The 14,128-nt window shown below is 49.1% G+C and carries 10 protein-coding genes; 1 reads left to right on the forward strand and 9 read right to left on the reverse strand.

Annotation, left to right across the window (positions count from 1 at the left end; genetic code table 11):
* Positions 1-430 precede the first annotated feature (430 nt).
* From efeB to EFER_RS09600, 5 genes are all read right to left on the reverse strand, one after another.
* A complete protein-coding gene (gene efeB / locus EFER_RS09580) occupies positions 431-1,702 on the reverse strand; it encodes an iron uptake transporter deferrochelatase/peroxidase subunit (RefSeq protein ID WP_001199128.1) in 1,272 nt (423 codons plus the stop codon).
* Positions 1,703-1,707: 5 nt separating this feature from the next.
* Entirely contained in the window at positions 1,708-2,835 is a 1,128-nt protein-coding gene (efeO, locus tag EFER_RS09585) for an iron uptake system protein EfeO (protein WP_000154370.1), read from the reverse strand.
* A gap of 57 nt (positions 2,836-2,892) precedes the next feature.
* On the reverse strand, positions 2,893-3,723 hold the full coding sequence (gene efeU, locus EFER_RS09590) for an iron uptake transporter permease EfeU (protein ID WP_000497966.1): 831 nt from the start codon (positions 3,721-3,723) through the stop codon (positions 2,893-2,895).
* A gap of 219 nt (positions 3,724-3,942) precedes the next feature.
* Positions 3,943-5,451 (reverse strand): sodium/proline symporter PutP, encoded by a 1,509-nt coding sequence (putP, locus tag EFER_RS09595; RefSeq protein WP_001018506.1) that lies wholly within the window; start codon positions 5,449-5,451, stop codon positions 3,943-3,945.
* Between the two features lie 158 nt (positions 5,452-5,609).
* Positions 5,610-5,819: a hypothetical protein gene (locus EFER_RS09600; protein WP_000979515.1), complete on the reverse strand. Its 210-nt coding sequence runs from the start codon at positions 5,817-5,819 to the stop codon at positions 5,610-5,612.
* Positions 5,820-5,873: 54 nt separating this feature from the next.
* On the opposite strand from EFER_RS09600, the gene putA reads away from it, so the two are divergent.
* Positions 5,874-9,836: a trifunctional transcriptional regulator/proline dehydrogenase/L-glutamate gamma-semialdehyde dehydrogenase gene (gene putA / locus EFER_RS09605; RefSeq protein WP_015953474.1), complete on the forward strand. Its 3,963-nt coding sequence runs from the start codon at positions 5,874-5,876 to the stop codon at positions 9,834-9,836.
* Positions 9,837-9,928: 92 nt separating this feature from the next.
* Here the strand turns inward: putA and lpxM are convergent, their stop codons facing one another.
* The 4 genes from lpxM to EFER_RS09625 all read right to left on the reverse strand — a co-directional run bounded on the left by lpxM (position 9,929) and on the right by EFER_RS09625 (position 14,029).
* Positions 9,929-10,870, reverse strand: a complete 942-nt coding sequence (gene lpxM / locus EFER_RS09610; protein ID WP_001227833.1) for a lauroyl-Kdo(2)-lipid IV(A) myristoyltransferase — start codon at positions 10,868-10,870, stop codon at positions 9,929-9,931.
* 76 nt (positions 10,871-10,946) lie between these two features.
* Positions 10,947-11,852: a VirK/YbjX family protein gene (locus EFER_RS09615; RefSeq protein ID WP_000202575.1), complete on the reverse strand. Its 906-nt coding sequence runs from the start codon at positions 11,850-11,852 to the stop codon at positions 10,947-10,949.
* A 45-nt stretch (positions 11,853-11,897) separates the two neighbouring features.
* A complete protein-coding gene (locus EFER_RS09620) occupies positions 11,898-12,986 on the reverse strand; it encodes a glycosyltransferase family 4 protein (protein ID WP_001023055.1) in 1,089 nt (362 codons plus the stop codon).
* A gap of 224 nt (positions 12,987-13,210) precedes the next feature.
* Complete coding sequence (locus EFER_RS09625; RefSeq protein ID WP_000909942.1) at positions 13,211-14,029, reverse strand: polysaccharide deacetylase family protein; 819 nt, start codon at positions 14,027-14,029, stop codon at positions 13,211-13,213.
* Positions 14,030-14,128: the final 99 nt, after the last annotated feature.

Here is a 14,128-nt window from a genome sequence, read left to right on the forward strand (position 1 = left end):
GAAAAATACAGAGTGACGAAGTTGCTACCGGAGGAGAAATCTCCGCGAGTGGTGGAGCGTTGCTTAACAAAACATTGTCCAGAACAGGACGTTACCATCCGCGATCTCCATAGTGACTGACTATCACTGCCGGGAACTTCCGCTGCTACCTAATAATTACAACAGAACTCGTATTCATTGCAACAATATATTCACCTATATTTAACGATAAACACCCATTTCAGTGACATTAGTTTCTACTGGAAAGATGACAGAGTGATGACAGTGATGAAAAAAGCTGTGTGCTTTCAGCAGGATTCGCAGGGCTGATAAAATGTGCCTTGTGTTTGCCAGATGCGGCGCGAACACCTTACCCGACCTGCAAGTGATTGATAATTTGTACACAAAACTCATGCCCGATAAACCTGCGCATCGGGCATATTTGCGTCGATCAAACCTGTAATAGCGCCCTTCCAAGATAATCGCTCGCGTCCTTCACCCCCGGCAGCGCAAAAAAATAACCGCCGCCGATGGGTTTAACGTATTCCTCCAGCGCTTCACCATTGAGCCTTTTTTGTACTGTCAGGAAGCCCTTTTCCAGATCGTGTTGGTAGCAGACAAACAGCAACCCCATATCCAGTTGCCCGGAGTTGGTGACGCCCAGTGAATAACTGTAGCCACGACGCAGCATCAGACTGGACTCGCTCTCCGTCGTGCGGGGATTCGCCAGCCGGATATGGCTGTCCAGCGCGATCACCTTCCCTTCCGGGTCGCTGGCATAATCCGGCACATCGTGCTCATGCTGCATTCCCAGCGGCGCACCAGTTTGCTTATCTCGACCAAAAATTGTCTGCTGTTCTTTCAGCGGCGTTCTGTCCCAAAATTCCACTCGAAACTGAATCAACCGCACCGCCTGGTAGCTGCCGCCGATAGCCCAGGCAGGCTCCTGCTGATCTGCCGTCACCCACACCACTTTTTGCATCAACTTCGCATTCTGGCTATCGGGATTGGCGGTGCCGTCTTTAAAGCCCAGCAAATTTATCGGCGTCTCTTTGCCTTTACTGCGCGCCGCGTGATCAGAAATAAACCCTTCCCGCTTCCAGCGCACACTGAGCAAATCCGGCGTGTGTTTAATGATATCGCGCAGTGCATGGATCACCGTGTCCTGGGTATTGGCGCAAATCTGTAGCAACACATCACCATGACATAACGCCGCATCAAGCGAGTCGTTAGGGAAACGTGTCATCTTCTGCAACTTTTTCGGCATCTGCTGCGCAAGGCCAAAACGCTCATCAAACAATGAGTGGCCCACCGATAACGTGATGGTGAGATTATCGGGCGCAATGTAGCCGCCAAGAATGCCGGAATCGCGTGGTGGCAGGCGTGGATTTGGCGTTTCTGGTGCCGCTCCGCCCTGAGTCAGAAAAGCAAAACGCTGAGTCAACAAGCGAAACAATCGCTCAAGATCAGCTTTATCGCTGGCAAGCACATCAAACGCCACCAGCATCATTGCGGCCTGTTGTGGCGTCAGGATCCCTGCCTGATGTTCGCCATAAAACGGCTGCGCTTCACTGCGCGCATCCGGTGAAAGCGTCCCCGGCGCACTTAGTGGTTTTTGCGCATGCGCTACCGGGCAACTTCCCGCCAGTGCCAGCGCGCCAATCCCTTTCAGTAAACGTCGGCGTGACGGTTCATTCACACCGTTTTCATCTTCATACTGCATAACGCTTAATCCAGCCCCAGCACACCGCGAAGTTGCGCCAGATCTTCCGCCAGCGCAGTAATCGGCCCTTTCAGCGCATTACGATCGGCATCGGTCAATTTGTCGTAGGTTTCAAAACCGTCTTTAGTACGGTATTTCGCCAGAATGGTATCAACCTTTTTGAAGTTGGCATCGACTTTTGCCAGCAGTTCCGGGTTGGCTTTTTGCAGTTGCGAACGCAGCAGATCGACAATTTTCTGCGAGCCTTCAACGTTAGCCTGGAAGTCCCACAGATCGGTGTGGCTGTAGCGATCTTCTTCACCGCTGATTTTGCTGGCTGCCACTTCCTCAATCAGTCCGGCTGCACCGCCGACCACTTTTGAAGGAGGGAAAGCCAGTTCACTGATGCGTTTTTGCAAATCGACCACATCGGTATAAAGCTGGTCAGCGTACTGATCCATTCCTTTGGTAGTGTTGTCGCCAAACAATGCTTTTTCCAGACGGTGGAAACCGGTGAATTTCGGATCGCCGGCTTTTTGCTCGTAATCATCTTCACGGGCGTCAATGCTACCATCCAGATCAGAGAACAGCTCAGCAATCGGTTCAATGCGCTCATAGTGCTGGCGCGTCGGTGCATACAGTGCTTTCGCTTTTTCGATATCGCCTGCTTTAATAGCGTCGGTAAAGGCTTTGGTGTCGGTCACCAGCTGCGTGGTTTCCGCCATGACATACGCTTTATATGCAGTAATTGCACCACCAAGACTTAACAGCGCATCGCTCTGCGCCGCATCCGCCGTTGCTTCACCTTTGACGATCAACTTCCCTTTCGGGTTAGTCAGCAGACCGCAGGTCATATCGTATTCGCCTGGCTGTAAATTCGCCGTCATTTTCTGGCTAAAACCAGGGGCGATATTTTCCCGCTCTTCCACCACCATCACGCCTTTGAGGATCTCCCACTCCAGCGCCTTCTGGCTGTGGTTCTGAATAATGAACTGTGTTTTCCCGGCGTTAACCGTAATGGTCATCGGTTCGCACTGTTTATCCGTCACGGTCACTTTGACCTGCGGAACATCAGCAGCGTTAGCCATAAAAGCAGAGGAGAACAGCGCAGCCACGCTTAATTGCAGTGCACTATGGCGGAAGTTAATGGTCATGACGAGACTATCCCTTTAAAGTATGTTGTAACTAAGCAAGAGTTTGCGTCATTTTCGTTACGCGGAGCGAGACGCTGTCGCCCCTGCGCGCGGCGGCAGAGCAAATGCCACCAGCGCCGGGATGAGATAAATAAACCAGACGGCGACTTCGCTGACGCTCGGCGCTTCCTGATAACCAAAGATACCTTCCATCAGCGTACCGAACAGCGAGTGAGTTGAGAGCACCGCGCTCATATCGAAGGCGATTTCCTGAAAGTGGTTCCACAGCCCGGCTTCATGAAACGCGCGAATAGCACCTGCCGCCAGACCTGCGGCGACGAAGAGAATAAACAGGCTGGTCCATTTAAAAAACGCGCCAAGATTGAGGCGAATACCGCCCCAGTAGAGCAGGAAGCCGAGCACCACGGCTGTAGCAAGACCGAGCATTGCACCCAGCGGAGGCCAGATCCCGACATCTTGTTGAAACGCCGCCAGCAGGAAAAAGACCGACTCCAGTCCTTCCCTTGCAACGGCAAAAAAGACCATCATCACCAGCGCCCAGCCATGATGATTCCCACGCTGCAATGCGCTATCGACTGCCTGTTCCAGTTGCACTTTGACGTTGCGCGACACTTTACGCATCCAGAAAACCATCCAGGTGAGGATCACCACGGCAATCACCGCCACGATACCTTCGAACAATTCCTGCTCTTTTTGCGGAAATTCGCCGGTGGTTTCATTAATGAAGATACCCAGCCCCAGGCACAACGCAGCGGCTAGAAACACGCCAATCCACATGACACCAATCCATCGACCTCGCTGGGTACGATTAAGATAGCTGGCAATCAGGCTGACAATCAGCGCGGCTTCAAGTCCTTCGCGCAACATAATGAGAAACGGAACAAACATGCCACCCACCCTTAAACGTTTTTCTGAGTCAATCTATGCAAAGAAAAGTAAATCGCAGTGATAGCGATTATCATTACGCTGAAGAAAAACACAAGCGGAATGTAGTGATAATGATGAGGAAATGTAAAAATATTTTGAGGAAAAACGCAGAGGGCAATCACTGATTGCCCTCTGCCTGCTTCTGATTATGGCGTAGGATTTTCGGGAAAACGCCTTCCCTTACTCTTCCTGCAACCGTGACGGCGGCGCTGAATGATAGTGCGCATCGGCGTCAGCAAAGCGTTTTTGCATTGCCGCTGACGGTGCTTTACCCAGTAAACTAAACACCACAATCCCAATGCTACCGAAGATAAAGCCCGGAATAATTTCGTACAGACCCAGCCAGCCGAACTGTTTCCAGACAATAACCGTCAGCGCGCCAATGATCATCCCCGCCAGTGCACCGTTACGCGTCATGCGTGACCACATCACTGAGAACAGCACCACCGGACCAAACGCCGCACCGAAGCCTGCCCACGCGTAGCTTACTAAGCCCAGCACACGGTTTTCCGGATTCGCCGCCAGCGCAATTGCCACCAGCGCCACCACCAACACCATCACACGCCCTACCCACACCAGTTCTTTCTGGCTGGCATGTTTACGCAGAAATGCTTTGTATAGATCTTCGGTAATCGCACTGGAGCACACCAGCAGCTGGCAACTTAACGTCGACATCACCGCCGCCAGAATCGCCGACAACAGAATCCCGGCAATCCACGGGTTAAACAATATTTGTGCCAGTTCGATAAACACGCGCTCAGAGTTCTGGTTTACCGCACCGGCAACCGCTGGATTATTGTTAAAGTATGCAATGCCGAAGAAACCGACCGCCACCGCGCCTGCCAGACAGAGGATCATCCAGGTCATGCTGATACGACGCGCATGGACAATACTATAGTGAGAATCCGCCGCCATAAAACGCGCCAGAATATGCGGCTGACCGAAGTAACCCAGCCCCCAGCCCATCAGCGAGATAATGGCGACAAAATTCAATCCTTTGAGCATATCCACGTTTTCAATGCTCTTTTGTTTGATCACTTCCAGCGAGTCGCCAAACCCACCGACGCTAATGATCACGATAACCGGCGTCAGGATCAGGGCAAAAATCATCAGGCTGGCCTGTACAGTGTCAGTCCAGCTCACCGCGAGGAAACCGCCAATAAAGGTGTAAAGGATCGTCGCCGCAGCGCCCGCCCACAGAGCCGTTTCGTAGCTCATGCCAAAGGTACTTTCAAACAGACGCGCGCCTGCCACGATGCCCGAAGCGCAATAAATGGTGAAGAACAGCAAAATCACCAGCGCGGAGATAATACGCAAAATACGGCTTTTATCTTCAAAGCGCCCGGTGAAATAATCCGGCAATGTTAAGGCGTTATTGTTGTATTCGGTATGCACACGCAACCGCCCGGCCACCAGCTTCCAGTTAATCCATGCGCCTAATGTCAGGCCAATGGCGATCCAGCTTTCGGAAATCCCGGAAAGAAAAACCGCGCCCGGCAACCCCATTAACAGCCAGCCGCTCATATCCGACGCACCTGCCGATAATGCCGTCACGAATGGCCCAAGGCTGCGACCGCCAAGAATATAGTCGTCGAAGTTTTTGGTTGATCGCCAGGCGATGAACCCAATCAATATCATGCCAAAAATATAGACACAGAATGTCACCAACATCGGTGTGCTAATAGCCATCTAAAGTCTCCAAAAAATTATTATCGGCAATGTCGAAACTTGCCGTTATATCTGCCACCGGAACGGGGTAACAGAGTTTATGTTTTCCCAGGGCGACCGTATCCTGCCGGAAGCGCTGGTTATTCACAATCGATTTAACACACCATTTACATTAAATTTTAGTGCTCAGCGATACTATTTTTCATCAGGTTGCACTCCCTCACATTTTTTGCGGTTGCACCTTTCAAAAATGTTAACTGCCGCAGAGAAAAAGTCTGAGTTATTTTTTTAATCCCTGTCATATCGATTTCTTTTATTAACATTTCATTCATTTTTAAGCTTGCTACGCAGGTCACATTTAACATGGTTGCACAAAGTTGCAACATCATGGATATTTCACGATAACGTTAAGTTGCACCTTTCAGAACAACAGGAGTAATGGCATGGGAACCACCACCATGGGGGTTAAGCTGGACGACGCGACGCGTGAACGCATTAAGTCTGCCGCGACACGTATCGATCGCACACCGCACTGGTTAATTAAGCAGGCGATTTTTTCTTATCTTGAACAACTGGAAAACAGCGATACTCTGCCGGAGCTACCTGCGCTGCTTTCTGGCGCGGCCAATGAGAGCGATGAAGTACCGAATCCGGCAGAGGAACCACACCAGCCATTCCTCGACTTTGCCGAGCAAATTTTGCCACAGTCGGTTTCCCGTGCGGCTATCACCGCCGCCTATCGCCGCCCGGAAACCGAAGCGGTTTCTATGCTGCTGGAACAAGCTCGCCTGCCGCAGCCGGTTGCTGAACAGGCGCATAAACTGGCGTATCAACTGGCCGATAAACTGCGTAATCAAAAAAATGCCAGTGGTCGCGCAGGCATGGTTCAGGGATTATTGCAGGAGTTTTCGCTGTCATCGCAGGAAGGCGTGGCGCTGATGTGTCTGGCGGAAGCGCTATTGCGTATTCCCGATAAAGCCACCCGTGATGCGCTAATACGCGACAAAATCAGCAACGGTAACTGGCAGTCACACATTGGTCGTAGCCCGTCGCTGTTTGTTAATGCTGCCACCTGGGGGCTTCTCTTTACCGGCAAACTGGTTTCTACCCATAACGAAGCCAGCCTCTCCCGTTCGCTGAATCGCATTATCGGTAAGAGTGGCGAACCGCTAATCCGCAAAGGTGTGGATATGGCGATGCGCCTGATGGGCGAGCAGTTCGTCACTGGTGAAACCATCGCGGAAGCGTTAGCCAATGCCCGCAAGCTGGAAGAGAAAGGTTTCCGTTACTCATACGATATGCTGGGCGAAGCCGCACTGACCGCAGCGGACGCGCAGGCATATATGGTTTCCTATCAGCAGGCGATTCACGCTATTGGTAAAGCCTCCAATGGTCGTGGCATCTATGAAGGTCCAGGCATTTCAATCAAGCTGTCGGCGCTGCATCCGCGCTACAGCCGCGCCCAGTATGACCGGGTAATGGAAGAGCTTTACCCACGTCTGAAATCACTAACCTTGCTGGCGCGTCAGTACGATATTGGTATTAACATTGATGCCGAAGAGGCCGATCGTCTGGAGATCTCCCTCGATCTGTTGGAAAAGCTTTGTTTCGAGCCTGAACTGGCAGGCTGGAACGGCATCGGTTTTGTTATTCAGGCTTATCAAAAACGCTGCCCGCTGGTGATCGATTACCTGATTGATCTCGCCACCCGCAGCCGCCGTCGTCTGATGATTCGCCTGGTGAAAGGCGCGTACTGGGATAGTGAAATCAAACGTGCGCAAATGGACGGCCTTGAAGGTTATCCGGTTTATACCCGCAAGGTGTATACCGATGTTTCTTATCTCGCTTGTGCGAAAAAGCTGCTGGCGGTGCCAAATCTCATTTACCCGCAGTTTGCAACGCACAACGCCCACACGCTGGCGGCGATTTATCAACTGGCAGGTCAAAACTACTATCCGGGTCAGTACGAGTTCCAGTGCCTGCATGGTATGGGCGAGCCACTGTATGAGCAGGTCACCGGGAAAGTTGCCGACGGCAAACTTAACCGTCCGTGTCGTATTTATGCTCCGGTCGGTACCCATGAAACACTGCTGGCATATCTGGTGCGTCGCCTGCTGGAAAACGGTGCTAACACCTCGTTTGTTAACCGTATTGCTGATACCTCTTTGCCACTGGATGAACTGGTTGCCGATCCAGTCACTGCAGTAGAAAAACTGGCGCAACAGGAAGGGCAAACTGGATTACCCCATCCGAAAATTCCCCTGCCGCGCGATCTTTACGGTCACGGGCGCGACAACTCGGCAGGGCTGGATCTCGCCAATGAACACCGGCTGGCATCACTCTCCTCTGCCCTGCTCAACAGTGCACTGCAAAAATGGCAGGCCTTGCCAATGCTGGAACAACCGGTCGCGGCTGGTGAAATGTCACCCGTTATCAACCCGGCGGAACCGAAAGATATTGTGGGCTATGTGCGTGAAGCCACGCCGCGTGAAGTAGAACAGGCGCTGGAAAGTGCAGTTAATAACGCGCCAATCTGGTTTGCCACGCCTCCGGCCGAACGCGCGGCGATTTTGCATCGCGCTGCCGTACTGATGGAAAGCCAGATGCAGCAACTGATTGGTATTCTGGTACGTGAGGCCGGAAAAACCTTCAGTAACGCCATTGCCGAAGTGCGTGAAGCCGTCGATTTTCTCCACTACTACGCGGGACAGGTGCGGGATGATTTCGCTAACGAAACCCACCGTCCATTAGGGCCTGTGGTGTGTATCAGCCCGTGGAATTTCCCGCTGGCGATTTTCACCGGGCAAATCGCTGCCGCACTGGCGGCAGGTAACAGCGTACTGGCAAAACCGGCAGAACAAACGCCGCTGATTGCCGCACAAGGGATTGCCATTTTGCTGGAAGCGGGTGTACCGCCAGGCGTGGTGCAGTTGTTGCCCGGTCAGGGTGAAACCGTAGGCGCGCAACTGACGGGTGATGATCGCGTGCGCGGGGTGATGTTTACCGGTTCAACCGAAGTCGCTACGTTACTGCAACGCAATATCGCCAGCCGCCTGGACGCTCAGGGCCGCCCAATTCCACTCATTGCGGAAACCGGCGGCATGAACGCGATGATTGTCGATTCCTCCGCCCTGACCGAACAGGTCGTCGTGGATGTACTGGCCTCGGCCTTCGACAGTGCAGGTCAGCGTTGTTCGGCGCTGCGCGTGCTGTGTCTGCAAGATGAAATTGCCGACCACACGTTAAAAATGCTGCGCGGTGCAATGGCCGAATGCCGGATGGGTAATCCGGGTCGCCTGACCACCGATATCGGTCCGGTGATTGATGGCGAAGCGAAGACCAATATTGAGCGCCATATTCAGACCATGCGTAGCAAAGGCCGTCCGGTGTTCCAGGCGGTGCGGGAAAACAGTGAAGATGCCCGCGAATGGCAAAGTGGCACCTTTGTCGCCCCGACGCTGATCGAACTGGATGATTTTGCCGAATTGCAAAAAGAGGTATTTGGTCCAGTGCTGCATGTGGTGCGTTACAACCGTAACCAGTTGCCGGAACTGATCGAACAGATTAACGCTTCCGGTTATGGTCTGACGCTCGGCGTCCATACGCGCATTGATGAAACCATTGCCCAGGTCACTGGCTCGGCCCATGTCGGTAATCTGTATGTTAACCGTAATATGGTGGGCGCAGTGGTTGGGGTGCAACCATTCGGCGGCGAAGGGTTGTCCGGCACCGGGCCGAAAGCAGGCGGTCCGCTCTATCTCTACCGTCTGCTGGCGAATCGCCCGGAAAGTGCGCTGGCGGTGACGCTCGCGCGTCAGGATGCGGAGTATCCGGTCGATGCACAGTTGAAAGCCGCATTGACTCAGCCGCTAAATGCACTACGGGAATGGGCGGCAAACCGTCCAGAATTGCAGGCGTTATGTACGCAATATGGCGAGCTGGCGCAGGCAGGAACACAGCGATTGCTGCCAGGGCCGACGGGTGAACGCAACACCTGGACGCTGCTGCCGCGTGAGCGTGTATTGTGTATTGCCGATGATGAACAGGATGCGCTGACTCAGCTCGTCGCCGTGCTGGCGGTGGGCAGCCAGGTGCTGTGGCCGGATGACGCTCTGCATCGTCAGTTAGTGAAGGCATTGCCATCAGCAGTCAGCGAACGTATTCAACTGGCGAAAGTGGAAAATATTACCTCTCAACCGTTTGATGCGGTGATCTTCCACGGGGATTCGGATCAGCTTCGTGCATTGTGTGAAGCGGTTGCCGCGCGGGATGGCGCAATTGTTTCGGTGCAGGGTTTTGCCCGTGGCGAAAGCAATATCCTGCTGGAACGGTTGTATATCGAGCGTTCGCTGAGCGTGAATACCGCTGCCGCTGGCGGTAACGCCAGTTTAATGACGATCGGTTAAACAGGTTGCCGGATGCGACGTGCAACGCGTCTCATCCGGCATGATCGGTAGCAACGCTCATTTCATCAGCTGCTAACCAACGCATGGTAATGTCATGGATACGGGTCAACCTCATTAGGCTTGCGTGTTTTCAATAATTTCAACATCCAGGTATATTGTTCTGGATTTGGTCTGATAAAACTTTCTATCTCTTCATTTATCCGTCGGGCTATCGTTTTATCATCTGCTGTCGATAAATCGACCATTGGCGTGTGAATTTCAATGGTCAGGATATGTTTTTTTGCATCGTAGGTAGGAAAGAGGGGGATAATCTTCGCCTGAGTTATTTTAGCCAACCGTCCTGGTACAGGTAATGTCGCTTTATAAGTTGCGAAAAAATCAACAAACTCACTATGCTCTGGACCATGATCCTGATCAGGTAAGTAATATCCCCAATATCCCTGACGTACAGACTGAATAAATGGTTTTATCCCGTCATTTCGGGCATGTAGCCTTCCACCGAAAATACGGCGTACAACATTCCAGGTATAATCCAACACCGCATTACGCTGGTTATGGAACATAGCTGCCATTTTTTGGTTCTGAAAAGCCATCAACATCGCCGGAAGATCTACACACCAACCATGCGGAACAAGAAAAATTACTTTGTCGTTGTTATATTTTATTTCTTCCAGGATATTTTTATTTTTCCAGTGTACGCGCGGAAGGATTTTTTCCGGCCCGCGAATAACTAACTCTGCCAGCATCACGATAGATTGCAATGCTGTGGCAAACATAGCGTCAACAATGCTCTCGCATTCTTTCTTACTACGTTCCGGGAAGCAAAGAGCCAGATTAATCAATGCCCGCCGACGAGCATTTTTCCCCAACCGTCCGACCACACGCCCAAGTTTACCCAGAGCAGGATCACGAATTGATGGAGGAATGAACGCAAAGATTACTATGATTATCAGGCCACACCATGTACTCCAATAACGCGGAAGTAAGAAAGATTTCTTAAATTCAGGAATAAACTCAAACTGTTTTTTTCTCATTTTTTATATAAGCTGGCTTGTTTTATTACATTACTGGCGAGGCAAGATGCCAAAAGTGTTACCTGCCAGACTCTGACTAATTCAGGCGGGCCGTAATCTCCTCACGAATCTGATCCAACAATGCATACCGTTTTCTATATTCTGACCTTTTTTTACTGGGAAGATCATCAAGTGGCTTACGTTCGACACATATCGGCAATCGATACCAGTTATTGTGTGGTCGGCCAGCAATAGATTCCCAAAAATCACTGTATACGGCAACAAAGGTTTTACTCTTTTGGTAGCGGTATCTCAACTGTTTGAAAACATGACTCTGCTCGCTGACGGCTAAAATATCAGTAATACCACAGAATCCCATCAACGAACAAAGAACCTCAAAAATAATTCGCTTCGGAAATAGCCCATAACAGGCTTTAGTGGCATCCCGAATAACTTCCGGGCCAATATTTTTTGGCGCCCCCTGTAGTCCGCCAATAAACGCACAACGGCCGTTCTTTGTCATAATAATGGAACACGATAGTCGGGCAACAGGTATCTTGTTGAAATAAAGTGATAGCATTAATTCCCCTTCACGGTCAAAGTTGCATGGAGAACACTGAATATCAAAATGTTCACCATTTTTTCCCGCGAATTGAATGAGCGATACTGTCTCACACGGAAATAAAAACGTCTGATATTTATGCGGTAAACTCTGAACAAATCGATAATGTCCGATAATATACTCCCCGCGGGTATGTGCACATCCCCCTTTATGTAAATAAGGTCTATGGATTTTTGCAGGTAATGTAGGGTGTATCTCCAGGAGTTTATCGATGGATTGTAGTGAAAGTAACTTATAATAATACTGAACGCTGGCAACAGGATTTAATATGCATCGCAGAAGATACATGAATCTAAATTTCTTGTTCTCCCATTTTCCATGCAGAGAACCACGGGCCAAAAGAACTTCTTTCAGGAAAGCTGAAAATAGCAAGCTGGTCATAAGATATCCGTAAATATGGCACTAATGGAATATACTGGAAGTTATTTATTCACAACTAGCAAAACCTGGAATAATCGATACTGTTTTGTTAATATCAAAACGGTTTGCCACATCATATTTTGCCTGATGTGCCATTTGGCAGAAGTGTTCTGGTCGTTCAAAAAAATCATTCAGTGCACTTCTCCAAACTTGCATATCCCCGGCGGGTAACAATGTTCCCGTCCGGTTATGCTGAATCACATCGGGAAGTCCTCCAACGTGATTTGCAAATACAGGTATGGAAAACACGGAAGCCTCAGCAGCAACCATGCCAAAAGATTCGTTTTCAGAAGGCATGACGATCAGATTAGCAATTTTATATATTGATGATACAGGGAAAATACCACCAGAAATCAACACATTATCATGCATATCTAAATCATCAACGATAGCTCGCAGACGTCTCTCATTCTCAACACTCCCGCTGCCAACGACCAACCATCGAAACTTTCGGCCTTCCTTTTTCAGGCGGAATAACAAATTCAGCATGAATTCATGTCCTTTCTCAGGACGTAACATACCGATTTGTACGATAACCGGCCCCTCCCCTGAGTCTGCTAACCACGCCTTTATATGAGGAGGAACAGGACTGTGGGACTCTTCATATATCTTATCGAAATCAAAACCAGGGGGAACGATAGTAATGTTTGTGCGGACACCGCAGTGCATCAAGTGTTTTCTGGTCGCTTCTCCAGGCACTATTATGTCATCACATAAATAATTTAATGAAAAATTTTTTGTTCTCTTTGTCAGGTATGTCTTCTGCCTGATAATACGGAATCTGTCTTTCCAGCATAGCAACCGTGTCAAACCAACAATATTACTGTCATGACCACTATGGCAAATAACCACATGTGGTCTAAAACGTTGACATATCCCCAGTAATTTTAATACCGATGAAATGTGAAGACTGTTTTTAAAGGGAACAAAGATAACATCAATATTTTGTTTTTTCGCTTCGGAAGCTATTTTACTTTTTTCCCTGCAAACCAGTAAGACAGAATGCCCTTTTTTTCTTATAGCTACCATTTGGGCCACAGTCTGTAGTTCTTGCCCGCCAATATTGGGCGACGATTCAGTGAATAATATATTCATTGTTTGGTAATCCCTCTACTTTTTAGCTATGGCCAATAAAATTTGTCGTGACTTACTGACCATGCAAACATCCTTTTACATCGGAATATTGCTCATAGATCACTGGCGCAGAAATTTTAGAAACCTTCCATTCGAGAAATATTTGAATCCAATGCTTCTCTCGTTCTGTTGCATTCTCATAAATGTTATAACACATGCAAATTGAAGCATGACGACTATATTCATCAATCAGTTACTCTGGGGCCTTTATAAAGGGCCAACAAAGAAGAAAACAGTGGTGTCGTATAACAGAAAAGACGTCTTTTAAGCCATGCCGAGTGTTCTCGCTCTTTAGTGCTAATCCGTCCCAAACGCAAGGTTCCATTTGTACGGTTATTCATTCTTCTTTCTGTTGTGTATAAATACGAAAACCCAAGCTCTTCAGCCACTTTAATATAATCGCTATTGTAATACCCTTCTGGCCAGCAAAAATGTTTACTGCACTTCCCTATTTTATCCAGAAATACTTTTCTGCTCTCCAGAATATCTTGCTTAAGATATTGGCATTGTTCTTCCCGATAACTGTACATTTTGTCCCAGCGAATATGAGAATGGGTATGAATGTGGAATTCAACCAATCCTGAACTCAGCATTACATCAACTTCTGACCAACGGAGCATCACATCATCAGCATTATCTTTATTTATTATTTGCTCACAATCCTGATGAGAATACTCTCTTTTCTGAAATGACCGTATCGGACCATCACCTATAAGTCCGGCAATCAAAAATATATGAGCTTTGAGATTAAACTCTTTTAATACCGGATAGACCTGAAACCAGTTATCCAGATAGCCATCATCAAAAGTCAACATTACACTTTTACGAGGAAGTTCACCACCTTCGTAAAAATATTCAATTTCATCTGAAGTCACCGTTTTCCATTTATGATCAGCCAACCATTTCATCTGCTCCCGAAATGTTTTTGGCGAAAGTGTGACAAGCCCTGGACAGTTACTGACATGATGGTACATCAGCACAGGGAGATTTTTTGCCTTTAGCATATATTTCTTTTTTTTCAGAAAAAATTCTATTAAATTGATAGATTACAAATATTACATCATCGGGCGCTATAAAATAGTGCCCGATAATTTTTATGTTCT

Source organism: Escherichia fergusonii ATCC 35469, from assembly GCF_000026225.1.
GTDB lineage: Bacteria > Pseudomonadota > Gammaproteobacteria > Enterobacterales > Enterobacteriaceae > Escherichia > Escherichia fergusonii.